The following is a 23723-nucleotide window of genomic DNA, read 5'->3' as shown; positions in this document are numbered from 1 at the left end:
TCTATTTTATATTTCCTATACAAACTTTGTACTATTTTACAACTTCATCTTGGCCCGTTTCAAAGCCTTCTGTCTTTCCCTCTTTTATTTCATAATAATATGAAGGTAATTCTATATTATGTTCTACAAGGTAATCCTCAATTAATGAAATAATCACTTTCAACGTTTTCAAACGAGCGTATAATTTATCGTTACTCGCGATAATTTTCCATTTCGCATTTGGCCTATTTGTTTTTTCAAACATTTCTTCCATTGCTTCAACATACTCGTCCCATTTTTCACGGTTACGCCAATCTTCATCTGTAATTTTCCATCTTTTTAAAGGATTGTTCTCTCTATCCTTAAACCTCTTTAATTGTTCATCTTTACTAATATGATAGAAGAACTTCCCGATTATATAATGATCATCTGTTAATAGTTTTTCAAAATCGTTGATCTCGTCATACGCTCTCATCCACTCTTCCTTTGTAGCAAAACCTTCAACACGCTCCACTAACACACGGCCGTACCATGAGCGATCAAAAATAGTAATTTGCCCATACTGAGGTAGCTTCCGCCAGAAACGTTGCAAGTAGTGGTATCGTTTTTCATGAGGTGCTGGTGCTCCAATTGGATTTACTTGAAACCCACGCGGATCAAGGTGTTCCGTCACTCGTTTAATCGCCCCGCCTTTTCCAGCCGCATCCCAGCCTTCCATAACGAGCATAACTGCAATTTTTTCTTCTTTTACAATTTGCTGCAACGCTAATAAGCGCCTTTGATATTTTTCAAGTTTCTTATTGTACTTAGATTTTGATTCAATTCTTTTCGTTACATCTACTTTAGCAAGAACTCCACTTTCCATAAAACAAATCCCCCTTGTTGTATGACAATGTTATTTTAACATATTATTGGAAATTTTTTCACATTAGAAAAAACTGTGTAGAAAAATCTCTACACAGCTTCCTTCTCTAATTGCACATCTACTTCAATATTCTCATTTTTATTTTTCATGGCTTTCATAAAGAATATAGCAGTTAATATAACGGTAATAACTGCACCTATAATATAAGATGTGTTTAACGGGATATTAAAACCAATTTTCGCATTTAAAATATAAATAACAGTCATAAGCGTCATAAATATCGCTGGAATTAAGGAAACAACATACGGCTTTCCTTTTATGAATAAATACATCGTTCCAATCCATAACGCAATTGCTGCAGTCGATTGATTAGCCCAAGAGAAATATCTCCATAATAGTGTGAAATCAATTTTCGTTAAACCATATGCAATGACAAACAACGGAATTGCAATAATTAAGCGGTTTTTCAATCTCGTTTGCTCAAAGTTAAAATAGTCCGCAATGATAGAACGTGCCGCACGGAATGCGGTATCACCAGATGTAATTGGTAATACAATTACTCCGATAACAGCGATCGTTCCGCCGACAGCACCTAACATTGTCTTCGAGATTTCGCTTACAACCGCAGCTGGTGTACCTGATTTAATTAACTCATTTAATTCACCGTATGAGAAAATACTCATAGCGGCCGCTGCCCAGATCATCGCAATAATCGCTTCCGCAATCATCATGCCAAAAAATACATATCTGCCGTGCTTTTCAGTTTGAAGTGTCCGTGAAATAATTGGTGATTGTGTTGCATGAAATCCTGATAAAGCACCACATGTAATTGTCAGCATTAATAATGGAAAAATCGGCGCATTATCTGGATGCATATTTTCAAACGTTAATTCTGGGATTGGAGAACCTTTTATTATCATCATTCCCCCTATACCAATAGCACTTATTAGCAATAATGCACCTAATACCGGATAAATCTTTCCAATAATTTTATCAATCGGCAAGATTGTAGATAAAATGTAATATACGAAAATAACAGTTAGGATAATAGTGATTGACACTTTCCCTTGTAATACGATATCAAGTAATGATGCTGGTGTTGTAATAAACACAGTTCCTACTAATACTAAAAGCAACAGTGAAAAAACATTTACAATGTGTCTCATTGCATTTCCTAAAAACTTCCCTGCTAATTCAGGAATATGCGCCCCTTTATTTCGAATAGAAATCATCCCTGTAAGATAATCATGAACAGCACCTGCAAAAATAGCCCCTATTACGATCCAAACAAATGCAACTGGTCCATATAAAGCACCTAATATTGGCCCAAATATAGGTCCAGTACCTGCAATATTTAATAATTGAATCATAGAATTCTTTCGCCTATCCATAGGTACATAATCTACGCCATCTTGGTTCACATAGGCCGGTGTCTTTCTTTTGTAATTGACTCCAAATATTTTTTCAATAAACTTTCCGTATGTAAAATAACCAATTATCAATACGACGATTGATACTAAAAATGTAATCATCACTATCCCCTCCCCTTTACAGAAAATGCTTTCCTATTCCCACATAAGAAAACGCTTTCAATTTATTCTAGCATATTTAACCAAATTAAATAAATGGTTTATATAGAATTTTTAGTATATTCTTTTTATAATGAAAACATCCACCTCATAACAGTAAGGGTAACTTGATTATTCGTAACTAAATCCATTCCAACGATAAGGCTTAGTACCCCAATACTTATATATACAATTACTGCATTACATGGATTCAAATCTAATAACATTACAGAAATAAATATATACAAAAATAATAATTGTAGAAAAATACTGCTTCCCATACTTACGAGTTCTTTCAATATATCCTCCCACCTAAATCGTATGGTATATTATCTCAAAAAGAGAAGAAAATAACAAAAAATTCATTAAAGAATGGGAGCTCTCAAAAAATGAAACGAAAAATATTAACTCTCTTTACGCTTATATGCTTAGCACTACCAATACAAGCTAGTGCATACACATTTCAATCACTACCAATTGCATCAAAGTCTAAACAATGGTATATCGAAATTGATAAATCTCATAACGTAAACAAGCAAGCAATCCAGCCAAAACAAGGTGTATTTGATACATATAGTTTACTCGTAAAAAACATCGGTCATGATGTATCAAACGTATCCGTGGAAATACTTGATAACAATCCTACCTCTAAAGCTACCTTTAAACCTACTACCCCTAATGAAAATATTTCTAAAAGTCATACAAGCTTTGACTACATGGTATTCCCATTAGACTTTAATAGCCATAATTTTAAAGTTGTGATTACTTGGGAAGAAAAGAACTTTTCTTACAACGGCCATCCAGTAAATGAAAGTAAAAAACTGAAACAAACATTTGTATTTAATGAAGAGTAAGCCCTAATTTAATTAGGGCTTACTCTTCATTTACAAAACCAGTTTGAATGGCTTCTGTCACTTCTTTTGTGATGTCCAGTTTTGTTGCATCAGTGCTAATTTTCTTATGCCAAATATGTACGGAAGGCTTTTCGTTACAAAAATGTTTTATTAATACTAGTTGATTATATGCTAGCTTATTTTCTCTATGGGTAGCAATATAGACTGTGAAATTTTTTGCTTCAAAGATCTTTTCCTGCAAAGTATATTGGTTGTCCCATTCCTTTGTGACTATATCGTTCAAATTTTTTATAAGCATATAAGTCGTTCCCACCTTCCCTTATATCATCAATCAAATCTTCGAATACTCGGCACACATAATGCTACTCCAATTGTTACAAGTACTAAAATAGCTAATGTTATAATCGTTATCTCACCACCTATGACAGTAGCTAACCATCCTACAACTACATAACCTAGTGGCAATAAAGCAAATGAACCTAACATATCAAGGCTTGCCACTCTTCCAAATGCTTCTTCTGGCACGAGCTCTTGTAAACTCGTTTCCCAAATGAGTCCAAATATCATCATACCGAACCCTTCAATTGCCATTAATGCGATTAAAGCAGGTGCCCAAGCAATAAACGGCATTATTAAAAGCGCACAACCACTTATTAAAACACCACCATAGGCAAGTAATCCCCGCTTATGCCACCGTTCTCTCCCGCCAAATATTAGCGCGGCAATTACAGCTCCAACACCAGAGGATGCCATTCCTAATCCATACACGTATGCTTCAAAATGATGATGAACATTAAATAACCATGGAATTAATACGACGATAATTCCTGCATAACAAATATTGATAAAAGAAAAAACTAAAATTGTAATCCATAGCCACGGATGACTTTTTAAAACGAAAACACCTTCCATAAACTCTTGTTTGTAATCGATCTTTCTTTTTTCAATCGTTTTTACTTTTTTAAACTTTATTTCCCTTAAAAATAATAAACAAAAAAATGATAACAAATATGTTACTGCATCTAGTCCAAACCCTATTCCAGCAGATGCAACTGAAACGATTAATCCTCCAAGAGCCGGTCCAATTAGTCGTATACCTTGATTACTCATTTGCGTTAATGCATTAGCTGCATTTCGAATTTCTGGTACAAATACTTTCGCTCTTACAGCCGCATATGCTGGTTGAAATATCCCTTCCATAAGTCCATATAATGCTATGAGGACATATAGAAGCAGAATTGTTAAATCATCCATAAATATAAGTGTTGCAAGTAATAGCATTAATATGCAGCGAACTATATCTGTAAATAACATTACTTTCACTCGATCCATTCGATCTACGACTAATCCCGCAAACGGTAACGCAAGAATATTAGGAAGCATGTACATTGCCATAGTCATTCCCATTACAACTGTTGAACCAGTTAATGAATACACAACGACTGGCAAAATAACCATCGTTATCGAACTACCTAAAGTCGAAAGCAATTGCCCAACCCATAAAAATTTAAAATGTGGTGACGCTTTAACTGGCAATAGCAATTTACCGATATAACTTAAACTTTTCTCTGTTGGTATTTCTCCTTGCATATACCTCTCCTCTTTTCAAATTAAGTTAACAATGAAACAAAAACAGAAAATTCAATCTTAAATACTTTTAATTATATATGAAACGGTTTAATTATTGGTAAAAACATAAAAAAGAAACTCATACTGAATCTAAGAATATTACATTGTCAACAACGATTCAAATTTCCCCAATTTCAACGAAATGAAATTCCCCATTATGAACGGCTAAATCGTTGTTTGGGCAGGATAAATTCCTGCTTTTTTCTTTTCTCGCAAACGGTAGGAGTCACCCTTGATGTTAAATGTAATCGCATGATGTAAGAGGCGATCCAAGATAGCCGTTGCCAATACATCGTCACCAAAAACTTTTCCCCATTCAAGGTACGATTTATTAGATGTTAAAATCATTGCTCCTTGTTCGTATCGCTTTGAAACAACCTGGAAGAAAACATTGGCGGTTAGTTCATCAAAAGGAAAATAACCTACTTCATCTACAATTAACACGTCTGGACGACTCCAACGATTTACGAGTCGCTGGAGTGTCCCTTTATCATTGGCCTTGCGGCACTGAGCCACTAAGTCGTCGGCCGACAAAAATAGGGCTGTATATCCTTGGGTAATCGCTTCAATCGCAAAGGAGACGGCTAAATGAGTTTTTCCTACACCCGGAGGACCCAGTAATATGCGATTTTCCCCATTGGCAATAAAGCGACATGTTAAGGTTTCCTTGACCCTTTTCTCGCTCAGACTTGGTTGAAATGTAAAGTCAAAATCATGAATCGTTTTGGTGTAAGGCAGCTTTGCCCGTTTCATTCGCTTTTCTAGTTGATCAGAATCTTGTTGCTCCGTTTCATGCAAAACGATAGTGTGAAGAAACTCAGAATATGATACATTATCCTTAGAAGCGTCTTCTAGTAAACTATCAAGTTGGTTGGCTGTATGATGCCAGCCGAGCTTCTTTAAACGCTCCAATAAGAGTTCGTTCATCATACAGACTCACCTTCTTCCAGTGCTGCGTAAGCAGCGAGAGGGCGTTTTTCCACATTTGGAGATGGGGTATGAGAGTGAAGACCGTCGGTCGCCAAATCTTCAACGTTCTTCGCTTTCTGCCCTTTTTCTTTTGTATGTAGCCCATCATAGTGTTCCATTCGGATATGAGTAGTTGCTTTTCCTGTAAGAACCGGATGTTTTGCGATACATTCACGTTCATCGTAAATCTCTAAATGATGATCGAGTGTTTCTTTAATCTTAACCATTTGTCCAGCGTAACGGTAAGGAACTGAATACCTTTTTCCGCGGTACGACACCACACAGTCCCGACTGACTTCTCTGGTTTCCCAATGTGAAGTGGGAAACAGAGGCTTCACTCCCCATATCTGCAGGAACTTCTGTTCCTGCTCAAATCGTTGAAATGGTGACTCATTAGTAGTCTGATTGGTTTTCTTGTTAGCTATCTGATCCAACCATGTACGTACGGCTTCATTTAATGCATGTAAAGTTGGTTCGTGTTTTCGCTGAAAGAAGTTATCTTTCAAATACTTAATGGTTCTTTCTACTTTCCCCTTTGTTTGCGGACGTTTAGGACGACAGGCTTTTGGCACAATCCCATAGTAGGCTAAGAAATCCTCAAACTTGCGATTGAAACGAATCTCTACAGGACTATGCTTGATTACAACGGTTTTCATATTATCATAGAGAATTTGTTCTGGTACCCCATTAAAGTAAGAAAAAGCATTCATATGACACTTCATGAGGGTTTCGAGATTCATGTTGGTTGTAAACTCTACGTACTTCATTCGGGAATAACCTAATATCATCACAAATGCATAAATGTCTTGCAGATTGCCATTCACTAAGTATTTTCCCACGTACGCCCAATCCATTTGGGCTTGTTTCCCTGGTGGTGTTTCAAACCGTAAGGTTGCCTGTTTCTTTGGCTGTTGACGAAGAGGACGAACAAAGTCTCTTAAAATTGTCATCTTCCCCTCGTAACCCATCGTTTGAATTTCCTCTAACAGTACGACACAGTTGGTTGTTCCTTCTTTGACTCGTTGAAGGATGTAGGACTTATAGGGTTCGAGCTTACTCTCTTTCTGCTGCTCGCTTGCCTTACGTTCCGGCAACTGATTGCTTTTTAGATATTTGCTGATCGTTTTACGATCGAAGCCTGTTGCTTCTGCAATGGCTGTTTTCGTCCACCCTTTCTGAAATAACTCTCTAATCATAAAAAACTCCCCAATCTTCAGCACCGTTTCTTCACTCCATCTTTGATGTTTGTTTCGAAACGATTATCTGTTATTTTTGGGGAATTTAAAACCGTTGTTATTGGGTATTTTACAATCGTTGATTACATACATGTTAAATATAAATAAAAAAGGTGTTTTCATAAATGAAAACACCTTTTTTATTTATATTTTTAAGTTCTTCTTTAATGTCCAATATTTTTCTTGAGCATTTTCAAATGAAAATTCTACCCAGCCGTTTGGATCTTCACGATATACATTTACTTTCTTGCCACTTTCTAATTTTCCAACTTCATTTTGCGTAATATTTGGTACGCTCTTAATTGTATAGCTAAATGGATATGGTACTTGATAGTAAGAGCCTACTAATTGAACAGTAGCTGTTGCATCTTTTGCATAATCTTTATATGGAATCGCTTCGCCTAATGCATTTACATTTAATGTATTAGGGTTTTTTGGTAATCGTTTTACATTTTCATAGTCTTTCTTGTTAAACGGTTTAATACGTTCCATAATATTAGCGATTTTGCCAGCCCATTCTTTATCTGTTGCATACTTTTCATTCATAGCAGGTAATGTGTAGCCATGGAAATGATCAGCACCTTCTTCTAAATAATTCTTTCGTACATAATCAGCATTGTATGAAATACTTTGCGCGTAAGATGGTAAGTATTTCGCATTGGCAAATGGCTCCCAATCAAATGCCTTTAAGCCAAATAAATTATGTTTACGATATGCAATTTCTGATTTACCGTAACCAGATTCTAAAATTGCATGTGCAGCTAAGTATAATGCGCTCACACCATACTCGTTTTGCGCTTGAATAAAATCTTTACCATTCCCAACAAGTGGGCTATCTGGATGGGATTTTTTAATAAAATTATCAATCTCTTGCGCTGTTACGTTAGATGGTAATGTCACATCTAGATTAATATATGATGGTTGTTCAACAGGAACATCCTTTTTTATTTGCATCGCTTTATATAAAAGTTGTGCATAGCTTTCACGTGTTAATACACCTGATGGATCAAATCCTCCAAGTCCATTCCCTGCCGCTACACCATTAGATTGCAATGCACTAATTGCTTCCTTTGCCCACCAATATGTTGCATCTATATCATCAAATGTATGTGGTGCTTTTACTTCTAATTTAAATGCTTTTTGCAAAATAACAGACATCTCCGCACGTGTTAATGATTCTTTCGGTCTAAACGTTCCTTTATCATCACCTACGAAAATCCCCATATCTGTTAATGCTAAAATTTCCTTTGGGAACATTGTCGTTCCTGCACTAATATCAGAGTATGGATTTTTATAATCACTTTTTGCTTCTGGTTTTAATGCGCGATACATTAATGCTGCTACTTGCTCACGAGTTACAACATCTCCGAAGCCGAATTTACCATTATCGTAACCTGCAATAATCCCTTTTGACGTTAAATCATTAATTGCTTCAAGTGCCCAATGATTTTTTGGAACATCTGGAAATTCTTTTGTAGATGCAAACGAAGTTGCTGGAGCCATCACTACTTGAAGCGCGACTGTCACTGCTAACACATTAGAAATAACTTTTTTCATAAATTTTTTAACACGTTTTTTATATGCTTGTCCCGTGTTAACTTGCCTCCCTTTATCGTATAATTTTCCCTATTAAACTAACACACTCTTAAATAGTCAACAGTAAAAGTATACGTGATAAAAATCAACTAATCTACCATTATTTTATTTATAATCAACATAATACGATATATCTTTTTATTTCGATACAAAATTACATAAAATCACATAAAAAGCCCATCTCTATGTAGACGATGGACTTAGCAATCAATATTGTTATTTAGCTAAACGATATTTTTCAACATCGAAACCTTTCCACTCATAATAATCTAAAATCCCAGCATAAACTGCCTCAGCAGCAATTTGTCTTCCTGATTCAGTAGCTAATTTACCATTATCTATATCATTATCAATAAAGGCAAGCTCTGTTAAAACTGCTGGTACTGTATTATTATTTACTACATAAAGTGAGTGATTGTCTTTTATATTTCTATCTCTTGTATGTAGTGCTTCTACTACTCTATTTTGAATTTTCTTTGCTAACACTTCACTATCCTTTTCAATCTGTGTCTCTTCTCCACGCTTGGATTTTTTATAATAATACGTTTCCGTTCCATGACCATCATGATTTTCAGAAGAATTTGCATGAATGCTTACAAATATATCTGCATTGTTCTCTTGACCAAATTTCACTCGATTCGCAAGAGATTCATTTTTGTTACTTCCTGGATTTCCGTTCTCTTCACGTGTTAATAAAGCTTTTAAAGGTGTATTTTTTTCTAACAACTTCTGTAATCTTAAAGATGTATCAAACACGATTTTACTTTCCTCTACACCTTGCCCTGGATTCCCTGGATCAAATCCTCCATGACCAGGATCAATAATAACTACCTTTTCTACTAAAGGGTTACCTATTTTAAGAGAATCTGCCTTTTTTATAAATTGAGCTGCCTCTGCTTTAGTTAGAATTTTTTCGGGCTCCCATTTGTCACCAGTTCCAATAGAAATCCCTAATTCAACTAGAATGTTAGCTTTTGCTTTACCCCAACTTTTTTCTAGATCACTAAATTTAGTTGCTGGAGTACCATTTACTTTAGAATCTAATTTGTAAGCTTCTACAATAAGAGAGGCCATTGAAACTCGGTCAATTTTCCCAGTTGGATCGAATACGCCAGCTCCTTTCCCTTTTACAACGCCAGCTTTTTCTACAGCTGCGATGAATGGGGTATACCATTGGTTTTGAGAATCACCGAAAGATGGTTTAGCATTTTTATCGATTGGTAAGTTTAAGATTTGAGCCATCATTGTAGCTGCTTCTGCACGAGTGATTTCTTTTCCTGGCTCAAACATTCCTTTTTCGTTACCTGTAACTGCACCTTTCTCTACTAAATAGTAAATAGAGTCTTCTGCCCAATGTTTAGCTGGGACATCTGGAAATTTTTTCGTTTGCGCGAAACTACTAGATGAATAAGATAATATACTAGCTGCAATTACTCCTGCTGCGATTATTCTATTTTTCATAGAATATATTCCCCTCTCAAGTACGATGTATTTATGTAACAGACTAATTATAGTTCTGAAAATTAGTAATAGTCAATTGAAAATTGTATAATTTTGTATTATTATTGTATTTTTTGTCATACATAACTATAGTTAAAAACTATAAGATTTTATTAAGAGGAGAGATTCGTATGAGCAAGAACTGGAAAGATATAGAACACCGTATGTATACAATGTGTATGATTCAGCGGAATAACGAAGTATTGCTAATACAACGTCCCGATCATCTAGGCTTTCCTGGTTACATCGCTCCTGGCGGTAAAGTAGATTTTCCAGAAAGTATCGTTCAAGCTGCTAAACGAGAAGCAAAAGAAGAAACTGGATTACTTGTTTCAAATTTAACTTTTAAAGGATTAGATGAATACGTAAATCTGAAAGAAAATGTTCGATATATGGTATTTAACTATTGGACAGATTCATTTGAAGGTGAGCTTCTTATGAATCCTCCTGAAGGTGAATTATTATGGGTATCAATCGATACAGCACTAAATCTCCCTATGCAAGATTGGTTTAAAGAAAGATTTCCATTATTTTTTGAAAAAGGTACGTTTGAAATTCAACGTATTTGGGAAAATGACTTAGATAAACAAGTTGCTATGACTATTACCCATACGTAAAAAAGCTTGGAATCTCTCCAAGCTTTTCTTACTTCTCCTCTATTTTCTTAATCTCATAATCAATTTCTAAAAACTTAACTCCAAATATCCACATCTTATGGTTAGCTTCTAACATTTGACCTTTTCCCTCTTTAATAATAAAAGTCTCAGCTAACGGTAAACGGATTGTAAAGAAGCGAGTATGTATATAGATCCCCTCATCTCCCTTACCATTTCTTCTCAGCTTACTAGTAATAATTAAATTATTATTATCATTGCGTAATTTTAAAATCCCCGTCATATTCGAATATGGTAAAGGCAATGCGATATTCATATATGTATCGCTCTTATATGTATACATGGAATACAAGGCTAAAAAAATAGACTCCCCTGTTTCATTTTTTCTTAGCCAAGCCCTTACATTCTCCCTTCCATCCTTCTCATCCATTATCCCTATGATAGAGCCGTGCATCGTTTCCCACTTGCCGCCCATTCCTAAATGCATTTGTCCTACACGCTTACTCATTTTCTCATAGCAAAATGCAAACGGGCGGAACCAGCGAGTCCATTTAATATGCGATTGTAATTCATACTCTGTTGTATTTTCATAAAAACGAATAATACTTACAGGAATCTTGGCCCTATCAAATATCCCACTATGGAAATCATTCATTTTATCAACTAAACCTTTGTATTCCTTGCTATCTATTACATTTCTGTTATGTAAAAATGCTTCACCAACTGTCGCCTCTCCTCTTAATCTGCTCATTGGTTTCCCGTAATATTTATAGTTCGGAACACTCTTTTCAATCATCCAGCCGACAAATGCCGGCAACGCTACTCCAATTCCATTAACAACACCGTGAATCCAAACCATTTGGGCAATTGTAATCGTCATTACATGTTTCAAATTCCCATACGAATATATAAGTGAAAACATAATTGTTACCATGAGCGTACTAGACGATATGATTAGGAGGATTTTTGCACTGATAGCATTAAATTTCGCCCGCCAAACATAAATTCCATACCCATAAATCGCACATAAATATAGGAACACTGCAAAAAATTCAAATACCCTTGAGTACGTAATTCCAATCGCAACTGTCATCGGTGAAATGACTATAATAAACATAATTGCATCATATACTTTACTGCTCTTTTCTCTCTTCCGCCCTATTAAACCAGCTGATAATGGCAATAGAAATGCAGAGTAATGAAAATGTGCAGCGGTAAGCAAAATGATGTCAGAACTAAAGTGCATAATGGAGAGTTTTGCTACAGAAGCAAAAAACCAAAAACCACCTAAAAACAAATAAATAAACGCACTATCGATAGCTGTCTCTTCTAACGGTGTCCATCCTCTTTCTAGTAATCTATTTATACCAAATAACGCAACGATCCCCGTATATACAAACCAAATTATCGCAAAGATATATTGATTTGTTACGAAAGCTAACATTGCACAAATCGCTGCTATCGGATATAAAAACGATACAGATTTATAAAATAATACATACGATCCATTTCGTGCTCTTTTATCAATAATACAAAAAGACATCGGTATACATAACAAAATAGATAATAAAATAATTGCTTCAACTGGGTTTACATTTGACCACTCACATATTAGAAAAATAATATAACAAGCAAGCCCAACTATTATATTTTTCATATCATTTATTTCCTCTCCACAAATGTTCCCCTATATGAAAATAATGAACCAATTAACGGATTGCGTACTTGTACATGAATTCGAAAGCACTGTTTTGTTTCATCATAACTTTCTACAATGTTGGCCTCTCCGTATAAGAATCTAGGTAACGGGATTTTTCTTCTAAACATGTAAAACCATTGTTTCTTTGAAGAAATATGCATCGCCCCCATCTCATCAATATGAAAATTCAGTGTAGAAACAAGTATGTGTGGTTCACCAAAATAATCTACAATTTCATTTTCATCGAATTTCATTACCGCATTAAAATATCTTTTCTTATTACGAAAGTAAAAAGTACGATTCCATCGCACAAATTCATTTCCGTTTCCATCTCGCTCAGCGGTATTATGTATTGTAAATGGCACTTCCTTCCCCCGCTCAGAGAAAAACATTCGAAACTTCGATGCAATTTTTAATATCAATTTTACGAAAAAAGAACCTCCGTAAATTTCATCCATCTTTCCTTCTCCAGTAAAGCTATTTTCTTCTGTAATCTCATAACGTTTCTGTAATTTTGGATGAAGTTTTTTATAAGAATCCCCTAATAGTCTTTCATACATATTAGCCATACATTATCCCTTTCTCTTCCTCTTGCAATTTTTTGCACTTGGTAAATCAAAACTATTTATATAACCGACAATCGATACCCCCATTAGTAAAACGTTTAATGTAATTGGATTAAACGGCTCTGTAAAGCTTACGATATTCGTAAATCCTGCCACTATCGTTAAGGCTATTAACATAAAAATATGTAGTATAAATAATTTTTGTTTTGGAACTGGAAATAGCCATATGATACCAAAAATAATTTCTAACATCCCTATTACTTTAAGAATTGCAATACTATTTCCAGTTGAATCAATAATCGCAGAAAGCATCTTCATCTCTTCTGGATGACTGAAAATTATTTTTGGGAAGATCCCTTGATACATCCATACAAATGCAAATAAAAAACATACGAGCCAATATGTCATTGTTCTTCTAATTAGCAACCTAGGATGAAGCCCCTTTTCTAACCATAATTTTAAAGCATCAAAACTCCAAGCAGTCGCCCAGCCTAATAACGGCCGAAACATATAGAAATCTATTACATTCCCTATACGACCAAACCTCGTATCATAATCATATTGCGTCTCAAAATGAATGTGTTCTTTACGGGGTGTATACTTCCAATAACCACGCCCTATTTGAATAAGTGATAATTGATTTTCTGTCCAAAATTTTAAAGAAGAAATCCGTTCACCTGTTTCTTTTCTTATTTCACCTATCGATTCCCCTTCCCCAGCTATTTCAAGTCCAAATCCGATTTTTGTTTTATATAAAAATTTCTGTGGTTCTCCTTCTTTTTTCTCTAAATATGAAATTTCAGTAAAGCGGGCATCCCATTCTGTATGTATATGTGGTTCTTGCGTGTATTCCCATAATTTCTCCATTGTTGTGTTCATTTCTGTTGAAACATAAATAGGCTTTTTCCCTTTCATTCTTCCACCTCCAATGCACTATAATTTTAATGTACATGTAATAAATTTATTTTGCTACATTTTTCACAAACTCCCTCATAAAAAGATAGAATTTTTAAAATATATATAAAACACTTGATTCCTCGAAAAATTTAAATTATTATAAAACAAATGTTACCAACAACTTCATAAATCAAACACTCTCGCCTAAAACGTGAGATAGAGGTTGCGATACTTATGAGTATTCTAATGGAGACACAGAGATGTCTATGAAATTAGATGAAAGGAAGTATTGCCGAAATCGATATATTTCTCTGTATGTATCGATTGGGGCTGTTTTCGAATAGAAACAGAACTGTCATATGTACAGACGTGTACGTATGAAGAGCTATCTACAAAAAAGAGATATCATTTTTATGGTATTCCTTTTTTGGCGGTTTTTTTATTAGCTCCGTTTTCTGTTTCCCTTTTCCTGTAACAGCACCATCCTCACTTATTTGAGATGGTGTTTTTTGTTTTTCTCTGGTAACTACAGGAATATTGGGATTTATATATGTCCTAATCTATTCTTAAAAATGGATGAAAGAAGGAATTCGTAATGGAAACGATTGTACAAAAATTTGGTGGCACTTCTGTCGGAAGCGTTGAACGCATTCAACATGTAGCAAATTTAATTATTGAAGAATATGAACGAGGACATAGTATCGTCTCTGTCGTTTCAGCAATGGGGAAAAGTACAGACGAACTTGTAGCACTTGCTAACGCGATTACAGAAAATCCGAGTAAACGCGAAATGGATATGCTTCTATCAACAGGAGAGCAAGTCACTATTTCATTATTAACAATGGCATTACAAGCAAAAGGTTATAACGCGATTTCATTAACAGGATGGCAAGCTGGTATTACGACAGAATCTGTACATAATAGTGCACGGATTACTGACATTCATACAGATCGAATTCAATCTTATCTTGCTGAAGGTACGATTGTTATCGTAGCTGGCTTCCAAGGCGTTAGTGAAAACCATGAAATTACAACGCTTGGACGCGGTGGTTCTGATACAACTGCTGTTGCATTAGCTGCTGCACTGAACGCAAAAAAATGTGATATTTACACAGATGTGACTGGCGTATATACGACGGATCCACGAGTTGTAAAAGATGCTTATAAATTAGATGAAATTTCTTATGACGAAATGTTAGAACTTGCAAATCTCGGTGCTGGTGTATTACACCCACGTGCTGTTGAGTTTGCTAAAAATCATAATGTCATTTTAGAAGTTCGCTCAAGTATGGAACAAGAAAATGGAACAATTGTAAAAGGAGAATGTACCATGGAACAACAATCAATCGTTAAAGGTATTGCATTTGAAGATAATATTACACGTATCACATTGAAAGGATTGGAACAAGGCTCGCTTTCAACAGTTTTCTCTACATTAGCAGCGGCACATATTAATGTAGATATCATCATTCAAAGTATTACAAATGAAGGAACTGTTCATCTCTCCTTCTCCATCCATTCTAATGATTTAAGAGAAACATTAGAAGTATTGGAACAAAATCAAGAGGCACTTCACTATGAATCAGTAGAATATGAAAATCATTTAGCAAAAGTATCAATTGTAGGATCTGGTATGGTCTCTAATCCAGGTGTTGCTGCGAATATGTTCACTACTTTAAAAGAAGAAGATATTCATATTAAAATGGTAAGTACATCAGAAATTAAAGTGTCTGTCGTTATTGACCGCCTTCATTTAGTAACAGGTGTCGAGGCGCTGCATCAATCATTTATGGCGAAAATTGAGCCTTTAGTGCAGATGAGCTAATTTCTACTAGTAAAACTTAAAACAAATTATATGAATCTACTTCCTTCCTATATAAATAGAAAGCTATTTGCATATAGAGTAATAAGAAATGTATTTATCATTTAAATAATACACTTCATTCTATACAACGATCGGGCCCTTTAAGAGCATACAGCGTAGAAACATTTTTCGGGGAAGTCGCGGTATTGTTTGTTAACAAGATACTATATAGCACAATTAAAAATAGCTTGTCACATTTCCCTATACTGTGACAAGCTATTTTTTGTTTGGAAGGAGTTTATAACTTTTTAATAGTATAATTATGTAGATGGTTAGATCATACACTTTTACATATAAGGAGATAAAGACAATGACAAACAACAAATTACTCAGAATGGATAATGTCAGCATCGTTGTAGAATCCCTTGATCATGCAATCTCTTTCTTCGAGGAGATTGGTTTGAAACTCGAAGGGCGCGCCACTGTCGAAGGTGAATGGGCCGGTCGCGTAACCGGCCTCGGTTCTCAGTGCGTAGAGATTGCTATGATGGTAACTCCAGATGGCCATAGCCGAATTGAACTTTCGCGATTTCTTACCCCGCCCGCTATAGCAGATCACCGGGCAGCTCCTGTCAATGCCCTCGGTTATTTGCGCGTCATGTTCACCGTTGAAGACATTGACGAAATGGTATCTAGGCTTACTACTAAGCATGGTGCTCAGCTCGTTGGCGAAGTAGTTCAATACGAGAACTCTTACCGTCTCTGCTACATTCGTGGAACTGAAGGCATTTTAATCGGTTTAGCGGAAGAACTCGGTAATAAATAATTAATGTTTTATTAGAAGTCTTTACTAAAGTAAAAATATTTGAAAGAACTTTACACTTAATAAAACTTAGATTTTGAACCCCGTCCTAGCTTTAGAACGGGGTTATACTTGTTTGAGCTTTTTAACATACTATTAACATCCTAAAATTATTATAAGGCAATTTATTTTCTTGTTATACTCTTTCCTAGGAAATATAACTTACTCTTCTCACTTTTTATCATATATATCTTTTCTTTCAAAAAACGATCTGAACTCATTCAAAATAACTTTCTTCACATCCGAATAAAAAACCATCATGAATAGTGCAATTACTAATACAACCACCTGTATTTTTTCATAATCAATGAACGCACTCATAATTAGTAAACCAAATCCAATATAAAAACCAAAATCGTTCTCCTTCTCAAAATCCTCATCTTCTTCATCAATATGTATTTTTTCTTTAATGTTTTGATTCCCTTTTATTAACTCATCGAGCGTAACATTGTACATTTCGCTCAATAAAATCAAATTATCAATATCAGGACAACTTTTATCATTCTCCCACTTACCCCGCTTTAACAGGCAGTAAATCTCATCAAAGCTTTTAAACATAATCAAGGCAGCCAGATGCGATTAACTGCCTATAAAAGCCCGATTGGTTCAACTAATAATCAGTAGGATAAATCGCCCACTGATTAAAGTTTCACTTTATATACCGCTTGTCTCGTCACACCAATCTTTTTAGCAACATCCTCTTGTGAAAATCCCTTTGACTCTCGTAATTTTTTTAACTGTTCTCCTAAGCTCATAACGTCCCCTCCTTTAACAAATTATTACATACAAGGAGATAAAAAAGAAAGAAACCATTAGTAAAACTCACTGTAAACCATTCGTTTACACAGTAAAAAAGAGAGAATAGCTCTATATTTAAGCTATTCTCTCTCTTCTATTAAAATAGATGAATGTTTTCTTTCTTGCAAGCTTCACGTAAATCGTCAGGCCATACAGAAGATTGAACTTCACCAATATGTGCTTTACGTAAGAAGTACATGCACATTCTTGATTGTCCGATACCACCACCAATTGTTAATGGTAGTACGTCTTCTAAAATACCTTTATGGAAATCGTACTCACGTTTATAGTCTTCACCTGTTTTCGTTAACTGCTCATCAAGTGATTTACTATCAACACGAATTCCCATTGATGATAATTCAAATGAAGATTGTAGTACTGGGTGCCAGAATAAAATATCACCGTTTAATTTCCAATCATCATAATCAGCTGCGCGTCCATCATGCTTTTCACCTGAACGAAGTGCATCACCAATTCCGATAATGAAGACTGCACCGTGTTCTTTTGCAATTGCATGTTCACGATCTTTCGGTGTTAATTCTGGATATTTATCTTCTAGTTCTTGAGAAGTAACGAATACAATTTCTTCTGGTAAATACTTCCCAAGGAACGGATACTTTTCAAATAAGTGGTCTTCTAAATCTTTGAATATTCCATAAATTGTTAGTACTGTTTTTTGTAAATAATCTACAGTACGCCATTCTTTTTGAACGATTTTTTCCCAATCCCATTGGTCAACGTAAATAGAATGTGTTGCATCAAGTTCTTCATCACGACGGATCGCGTTCATGTTTGTATATAAACCTTCACCAGCTTCATATCCATATTCATGCAGTGCAAATCGTTTCCACTTCGCTAGTGAGTGCACAATTTCTAATTCTTCTCCTGAGTGTAACATATCAAATTCAATTGGACGTTCTACACCGTTTAGGTGATCGTTTAATCCTGATTTTTTCGTTACGAATAATGGTGCAGATACACGGAATAATTCAAGTCGTTTTGCTAATTGATCCTCGAAAAATGTTTTAACTTCCTTAATTGCGATTTGAGTCTCTCTTACTGTCATTAATGATTGATACATGGTGGTTTCCTCCTAAAATGTTTGGATGTTGTGAAAAGAAGCCAACAAAAAAAGCCCTTCTTTCCCAAAAAACTGGGACGAAAGGCTTTGGTTCCGCGGTACCACCCAAATTAGCAACAGAGGTTGCTCACTTATACAATACGGAGATGAAATATCTCGATACTGTTCTTCTTGTAACGGCGAAGTTCCCGGCTAAGTCTACTTTCCTATCAAGGATTTCGGTTAGCAACTCCAGGAGGTTCTTCATAATAGGCTTCGTATCAGGCTCACACCATCCCTGACTCGCTTAGACTACGTCCTACTACTACTCGTCCTTTCATAGTCGTTTTGTTGTCACATCTCTGAAACATTTTATTAATGATTATTCTATACAAAAAATAAAGAAAGTCAACAAAAAGTTTTAAAATATTTTTCAATTCTTTATTTTACGGCTTTATTGATTGTTTCCAATATACCTTCTTTACTTCTTTTGTCTGGGCATTCCAAAAAACGTTTCACTAACAGAAACTAACATATATACAACAATTAATGTAATCGTCCGAAATATAGAATCCGCAGTATTTCGTATTATTTTCATTTTCTTTGTAATTCCTTTCAGTTTACTTGCAAATTCATGATATACTATAGCATTCAAGCAGTTTGTTTTTACTTAAAACAAACATAGTCATTTATAAAGAGTATTTTCTAAATCATTGACTATTATCAAATAAGATTTTTATATAACGGAGTGATCATATGAGTAAAACGAAAGCAAAACCGAAAAAAGGTGTAGGACAAGGTACAGGAAGTAAAGGATGGAACCGTTGGCAATCAAGCGCAAAGAAAAAGAAAGCTGCAAAACCATACAAAAGTAAAGGTACAAAGAAATAACATTTAGTTTCTTTACTTTGTACAAAACAAAATATAATTATTACAACGAAAAAGCTATGCCCTCATATATTTGAAGGCATAGCTTTCTTTCTTAGATCATTAAAATATCTCGAATTTCTTCTTCCGTGATGGATGATAATTTCTCTTCTCCCGGCTCAATCACTTCAGCAATTAAATTTTTCTTACTCTCTTGCAGTTCATGCATTTTTTCCTCGATTGTTCCGTGAGCCACTAACTTAATAACTTGTACCGTATTTTTCTGTCCCATCCGATATGCCCGATCTGCTGCTTGTTGTTCAACAGCTGGATTCCACCATAAATCGTATAATATAACCGTATCGGCACCCGTTAAGTTAAGTCCCGTACCACCAGCTTTTAAAGAAATGAGAAATAGGTCCCCTTCCCCTTCGTTAAATCGATTACATAGCTCTACACGTTCTTGCGAAGGTGTATTTCCGTCTAAATAAAAGTATGGAATCGCTTGACGATTTAATTCACGACCAATAATAGACAGCATCTTTGTAAATTGAGAAAAGATTAAAATTCTCTTACCAGTACTTCTACATTCCTCTAGTATGTCTAACAGTTGCTCAAATTTAGCTGAACTCCCTTTATAATCATCAACGAATAAAGCGGGATGACAGCAAATTTGTCTCAATCTCGTTAAGCCAGCTAAAATTCTAATTTTATTTTTACGTAACGTGTCTTTGTCTAAATGTTTTAACGTTTCTTCTCTTAATTTCGCTAAATAAGCAGCATATAGTCTCTTTTGGTCTGGTAATAACTCCGATGACTGTAAGTGCTCTATTTTATCTGGCAGCTCCTGTAATACATCTTCTTTTAATCGTCTTAATACGAACGGTTTTACGCGCTTCGCTATATCTTCACGCCTTAAATCACCGAACTCTTTTCTTCCTGGTAATAATTCTGGAAATACAACGTGGAAAATAGACCATAGCTCTTCTAATGAATTTTCTACAGGCGTTCCTGTTAGTCCGAAACGATATTCAGCTTGAATTGTTTTCACTGCTCTTGCAGTTTGCGTTGTCGGATTTTTAAACGCCTGTGCTTCATCAAGAAATAGCGTATGAAACGGCCTCGCATACGACCTTATATCTCTTCTTAGTAATGGATATGACGTAATTACGACATCAAATTCTGCTACATCTTTTAAAATTTTTCGCCGTTCTGTCTGATTTCCATCTGCAATAACTGCTCTAATATGTGGAGCGAATTTTTTCAATTCACTAAACCAATTATAGATAAGCGAGGACGGTGAAACGACTAATATAGGCAGCTTCTTCTCTCGAATTTCAGGCAAAACAGAATCTATATAAGCAATACTTTGCAGCGTTTTTCCAAGTCCCATATCGTCTGCTAAAATACCGCCAAAACGGTAATAGGCGAGTGTCTTCATCCATTCGAACCCGTATACTTGATACTCTCTCATTACAGCATGTAAAGTTTGTGGCACTGTAAATTTTAATTTTTTCGGGTTTTGAATGCTTTCAACTAAATCTTGAACAGACTCATCTAAACTTAAAACATTACCTTCATGAAGTCCGTTCATCCATTTTACACTCCGAATAAGCGGAACATTCACTTCTTCCCCATGTAAAAATTCTTTTCGAATACCTGATTCTTTTACAAACTGATTAATTTCATTAAACTCTTTACTCTCTAGTGATAATAAAGAACCATTCGCTAATCGGTAATATTTACGTTTCTCCTCAAGAGCCGCTAATACACCTTTAATTTCAGCTTCCGGTATTCCTTTTATATCAAAACGAAATGACAACCAATCAATTCTTTCTTTCCTTCTCACTCTAATAAGTGGCGCTGTATCCCCTTTATGAATTCGTAATTTGATTGCTGTTGTCGCGTAAATATCAACTAAACCTTTTAACGTTGGAACGATGTGATATAAAAAGTTATACTCAGCTTCTTCATTATGCATAAAGTAACCGCCTTCTGTTTTCGCAAAGGCACTTTCACTCATAATGTCTAAAATTTCTTTTTCCTTTTTCTCATCACGATTAAAAACAGAAGGTTGCCCGTCTTCTTCTAGTGGATTAATCACGACGTTTCCATAATGAAATTCAAGACCTGCTAGCAAACGATTTTTCACACGATCTAAATATAGCTTTGCTTTTAACGATGGCGTTTCAACACGATCGGATATGACTTCATCAATGCGCACTGTTCCAAGTTTCATTAATCCAGGCACAACTTTCGCTACGAAATGTTCCATCTTATTTTCAGGAATATAAAACTGATTGCTATTTGAGCGACTCATCATCTTTTGCAATTCAATAAGTCGCATACAATCTTCCATAGATAAATGATATAATTTCCCATCGTAAAGAGCGTTGTTATACATCTCCAAAACTCGAACACGATTTAGACCGTCTATATGAAGGGTAAACCCGCCATTATTCCCTTTCGTAAACTCAAAATGTAATGGCAATAACCCTTTTGAAATGTGTAATCCCTGAAACAGTTGCTCATTTTGTTTCAGCTTTACATACTCGGCTCTAGAAAGTGCAGAGAGCATATCATTCCAAGAAGCTGGCGGTATAAATATCATGCTTTTATCTTGTTTCGCATGTACTTCTAGTGCATCTTCATACATTTTTTCGTTATGATATATTTTAATGAGTTGTTGTATAATCGCGTCTGTTTCTTGTTTAAAACTGTGTACATCTGGCGTATATGTAAATTCATTGGAACAATGAAAAGTCTCTCTCTTCTCCACTTTAGAAAGAAATTCTCTAATATGATTTATAAAATATGTTTTGGCTAGTTTTAACTGAATTCCAAGAAGAGCCCCACCGCTTTTCGTCGCTACCGGTGAACATATAAACGCAACATCTAATATTTCACGTGTATCAAACCGATGTTGTTTACTTTTTGGCCTTAGTGGTTTATCTGCAAACAACTGAAACATCCCGTTTGTTAATTGATCATTTCTGCTACTAATAGAGCCCATTCCACCCGTTTGCTGGTTATAATTTATTTGTATCAATACAGCTGCTACATGTTGACAGTACGTTTGGAAAGACGCTAACGAAGGACAACTACATCTCGCAACAACATCACCTTTCTTAGCTTTTTCTACCGTAACATGAAAATCCTCGTTCCCTTTTACCGTCGCCTCACAAATTTCTTTCGTTTCATCATAGTAATTCACGATTACTTTATTTGATTTATAATAAGCTTCGCCTCTTTTATATGAGGTTTCTCCACATACTTCTTTAATAATCGATTTATTTAATGTAAAACTCATTGTTTTGACACTTCCTTAATGTAAAACCATTTTCTCTTACTTAACATTTTACATGCTTCACGAGAAAATATAAAATGTTGATTTAACAAAAAAAGATGCTTATTTATAAGCACCTTTTCACTCTATCTCCATCAGTCGTTTCGCCTCAAAATACAACACTTGAATAAATTTTTTCGTATTAATTCGTATATGGCCAGAAGTCGCTACCCCATCCTTTGTCATTTCTGTCATCCGTTTTCTAACCACAGTGAAATCAAAAAACTTCGGAGCATAACTTTCAAATTTCGGATTTGAAAAGTCTGTTAGTCCAAGAGAAGCTAAATGGTTTAATGATTGATAAATTGCTCTTCTTACACGTTGTTCAGATGCTTTTCTCTCCTTCTCTATATCTGCATCTGAAGCTAGTTCCCCTAATTTTTTTACTGTTATTTGGTGAAAGATATCTTTTAAAGCAGGAAATCCAAACTCAAATGTTTGCGCCTTTTCTTGTCCATTTAAATATTCTAGCATACTAAGTAAATCTTTACTTCCGTTCTCTCCCGCAATACCGAGTTCTGATAGTAAGAAGCGTCCTGAATCTGATATCTTTTTCCCTTCTTGCACTGTTTCACTACGCATTTGCGGCTTTTCCCACTGAAACACATTATTCAATGATTTTTGAATGTCATATATAGAACGTTCCAAACGAATACGTTCTATCACTTTTCGTACAACAGATACTACTTCTATTTTGTTTAGTGGTTTTGTAATATAATATTCCACACCAAGTGTATATGCCTCACCAATGAGCTGTTTCGATTCAACTTGGGAAATCATAATAATTTTCCCAGTAAATGAAGATGCTATATGACGAACTGTTTCAATGCCGTCTCTCATCGGCATTAGTAAATCAATAAATAAAATGTCCACTTTTTTATAATTTAACTGTTCTGCTTCAATAAACGCTCCATCTTCCGATTCTCCAATTACTTCCCCAAGATCGCCATCCTCAATAATTTGCGAAAGCATCGAACGGAAAACTTCATCATCATCTACAATATAATAAAACAAA

Annotated in this window: 21 protein-coding genes, 1 pseudogene, 1 riboswitch and 1 other annotated feature; of the genes and pseudogenes, 5 read left to right on the top strand and 17 right to left on the bottom strand. The window is 35.1% G+C overall.

Features of this window, described 5'->3' with window-relative positions; genetic code table 11:
* Positions 1 to 31 precede the first annotated feature (31 nt).
* From EGX95_RS07695 to EGX95_RS07685, 3 genes are all read right to left on the bottom strand, one after another.
* Positions 32 to 844, bottom strand: a complete 813-nt coding sequence (locus EGX95_RS07695; RefSeq protein WP_000443567.1) for a polyphosphate kinase 2 family protein — start codon at positions 842 to 844, stop codon at positions 32 to 34.
* Between the two features lie 89 nt (positions 845 to 933).
* Positions 934 to 2376, bottom strand: a complete 1443-nt coding sequence (locus EGX95_RS07690; protein ID WP_000627648.1) for a carbon starvation CstA family protein — start codon at positions 2374 to 2376, stop codon at positions 934 to 936.
* A gap of 125 nt (positions 2377 to 2501) precedes the next feature.
* Positions 2502 to 2711: a hypothetical protein gene (locus tag EGX95_RS07685; protein WP_000661603.1), complete on the bottom strand. Its 210-nt coding sequence runs from the start codon at positions 2709 to 2711 to the stop codon at positions 2502 to 2504.
* Positions 2712 to 2801: 90 nt separating this feature from the next.
* On the opposite strand from EGX95_RS07685, the gene EGX95_RS07680 reads away from it, so the two are divergent.
* Positions 2802 to 3266 (top strand): hypothetical protein, encoded by a 465-nt coding sequence (locus tag EGX95_RS07680; RefSeq protein WP_000823325.1) that lies wholly within the window; start codon positions 2802 to 2804, stop codon positions 3264 to 3266.
* A gap of 19 nt (positions 3267 to 3285) precedes the next feature.
* On the opposite strand, the gene EGX95_RS07675 is transcribed toward EGX95_RS07680, so the two are convergent.
* The 6 genes from EGX95_RS07675 to EGX95_RS07650 form a co-directional block, all read right to left on the bottom strand.
* Positions 3286 to 3564, bottom strand: a complete 279-nt coding sequence (locus tag EGX95_RS07675) for a hypothetical protein (protein WP_000905837.1) — start codon at positions 3562 to 3564, stop codon at positions 3286 to 3288.
* A 29-nt stretch (positions 3565 to 3593) separates the two neighbouring features.
* On the bottom strand, positions 3594 to 4856 hold the full coding sequence (locus tag EGX95_RS07670; RefSeq protein ID WP_001161160.1) for an MFS transporter: 1263 nt from the start codon (positions 4854 to 4856) through the stop codon (positions 3594 to 3596).
* Positions 4857 to 5060: 204 nt separating this feature from the next.
* Positions 5061 to 5825 (bottom strand): IS21-like element helper ATPase IstB, encoded by a 765-nt coding sequence (gene istB / locus EGX95_RS07665; protein WP_000980839.1) that lies wholly within the window; start codon positions 5823 to 5825, stop codon positions 5061 to 5063.
* Positions 5822 to 7084, bottom strand: a complete 1263-nt coding sequence (istA, locus tag EGX95_RS07660) for an IS21 family transposase (RefSeq protein WP_002073783.1) — start codon at positions 7082 to 7084, stop codon at positions 5822 to 5824. Before istA ends, istB begins: the two co-directional genes overlap by 4 nt.
* A 159-nt stretch (positions 7085 to 7243) precedes the next feature.
* Positions 7244 to 8656 carry an S-layer homology domain-containing protein gene (locus EGX95_RS07655; RefSeq protein WP_000755998.1) on the bottom strand — a complete coding sequence of 471 codons (1413 nt, stop codon included), beginning with the start codon at positions 8654 to 8656 and terminating at the stop codon, positions 7244 to 7246.
* A 255-nt stretch (positions 8657 to 8911) separates the two neighbouring features.
* A complete protein-coding gene (locus EGX95_RS07650; RefSeq protein WP_000797228.1) occupies positions 8912 to 10156 on the bottom strand; it encodes an N-acetylmuramoyl-L-alanine amidase in 1245 nt (414 codons plus the stop codon).
* A gap of 170 nt (positions 10157 to 10326) precedes the next feature.
* Between EGX95_RS07650 and EGX95_RS07645 the strand changes: the two genes are divergently transcribed.
* Complete coding sequence (locus tag EGX95_RS07645; RefSeq protein ID WP_000042288.1) at positions 10327 to 10812, top strand: 8-oxo-dGTP diphosphatase; 486 nt, start codon at positions 10327 to 10329, stop codon at positions 10810 to 10812.
* Positions 10813 to 10840: 28 nt separating this feature from the next.
* Here EGX95_RS07645 and EGX95_RS07640 read toward each other — a convergent pair whose 3' ends face one another.
* Genes EGX95_RS07640 through EGX95_RS07630 form a run of 3 tightly spaced genes read right to left on the bottom strand, consistent with a single transcriptional unit; the run spans position 10841 to position 13989 of the window.
* Positions 10841 to 12466, bottom strand: a complete 1626-nt coding sequence (locus tag EGX95_RS07640) for a YndJ family protein (protein WP_000789554.1) — start codon at positions 12464 to 12466, stop codon at positions 10841 to 10843.
* Between the two features lie 5 nt (positions 12467 to 12471).
* Positions 12472 to 13077: a DUF4166 domain-containing protein gene (locus tag EGX95_RS07635; protein ID WP_000002637.1), complete on the bottom strand. Its 606-nt coding sequence runs from the start codon at positions 13075 to 13077 to the stop codon at positions 12472 to 12474.
* A gap of 3 nt (positions 13078 to 13080) precedes the next feature.
* On the bottom strand, positions 13081 to 13989 hold the full coding sequence (locus tag EGX95_RS07630; protein WP_000676667.1) for a DoxX-like family protein: 909 nt from the start codon (positions 13987 to 13989) through the stop codon (positions 13081 to 13083).
* A 191-nt stretch (positions 13990 to 14180) separates the two neighbouring features.
* A riboswitch (Lysine riboswitch) is annotated at positions 14181 to 14367 on the top strand.
* Between the two features lie 199 nt (positions 14368 to 14566).
* Here EGX95_RS07630 and EGX95_RS07620 point away from each other — a divergent pair.
* Entirely contained in the window at positions 14567 to 15796 is a 1230-nt protein-coding gene (locus EGX95_RS07620; protein WP_000448044.1) for an aspartate kinase, read from the top strand.
* Positions 15797 to 16145: 349 nt separating this feature from the next.
* The gene (locus EGX95_RS07615) at positions 16146 to 16601 is read left to right on the top strand and encodes a VOC family protein (protein ID WP_000183758.1); all 456 of its coding nucleotides are present in this window, start codon (positions 16146 to 16148) and stop codon (positions 16599 to 16601) included.
* A 207-nt stretch (positions 16602 to 16808) separates the two neighbouring features.
* Here the strand turns inward: EGX95_RS07615 and EGX95_RS07610 are convergent.
* The 3 genes and pseudogenes from EGX95_RS07610 to asnA all read right to left on the bottom strand — a co-directional run.
* Positions 16809 to 17150: pseudogene (locus EGX95_RS07610) on the bottom strand (helix-turn-helix domain-containing protein); the annotation flags it as partial.
* A 128-nt stretch (positions 17151 to 17278) separates the two neighbouring features.
* Positions 17279 to 17392: a helix-turn-helix transcriptional regulator gene (locus EGX95_RS07605; protein WP_000051967.1), complete on the bottom strand. Its 114-nt coding sequence runs from the start codon at positions 17390 to 17392 to the stop codon at positions 17279 to 17281.
* Between the two features lie 140 nt (positions 17393 to 17532).
* Positions 17533 to 18516: an aspartate--ammonia ligase gene (asnA, locus tag EGX95_RS07600; protein WP_000284910.1), complete on the bottom strand. Its 984-nt coding sequence runs from the start codon at positions 18514 to 18516 to the stop codon at positions 17533 to 17535.
* Between the two features lie 70 nt (positions 18517 to 18586).
* Positions 18587 to 18845 (bottom strand) — a binding site (T-box leader).
* A 406-nt stretch (positions 18846 to 19251) separates the two neighbouring features.
* Here asnA and EGX95_RS07590 point away from each other — a divergent pair.
* Entirely contained in the window at positions 19252 to 19386 is a 135-nt protein-coding gene (locus EGX95_RS07590) for a DUF3934 domain-containing protein (RefSeq protein ID WP_000047591.1), read from the top strand.
* Between the two features lie 91 nt (positions 19387 to 19477).
* Here the strand turns inward: EGX95_RS07590 and EGX95_RS07585 are convergent, their stop codons facing one another.
* Positions 19478 to 22672 (bottom strand): DEAD/DEAH box helicase, encoded by a 3195-nt coding sequence (locus tag EGX95_RS07585; RefSeq protein WP_000011079.1) that lies wholly within the window; start codon positions 22670 to 22672, stop codon positions 19478 to 19480.
* A 117-nt stretch (positions 22673 to 22789) separates the two neighbouring features.
* A complete protein-coding gene (locus EGX95_RS07580; protein ID WP_000500317.1) occupies positions 22790 to 23722 on the bottom strand; it encodes a response regulator in 933 nt (310 codons plus the stop codon).
* Position 23723: the final 1 nt, after the last annotated feature.

Origin of the sequence: Bacillus sp. FDAARGOS_527 (assembly GCF_003812125.1) — a bacterium.
GTDB lineage: Bacteria > Bacillota > Bacilli > Bacillales > Bacillaceae_G > Bacillus_A > Bacillus_A paranthracis.
This window is presented reverse-complemented; position numbering and strand designations above follow the sequence as displayed.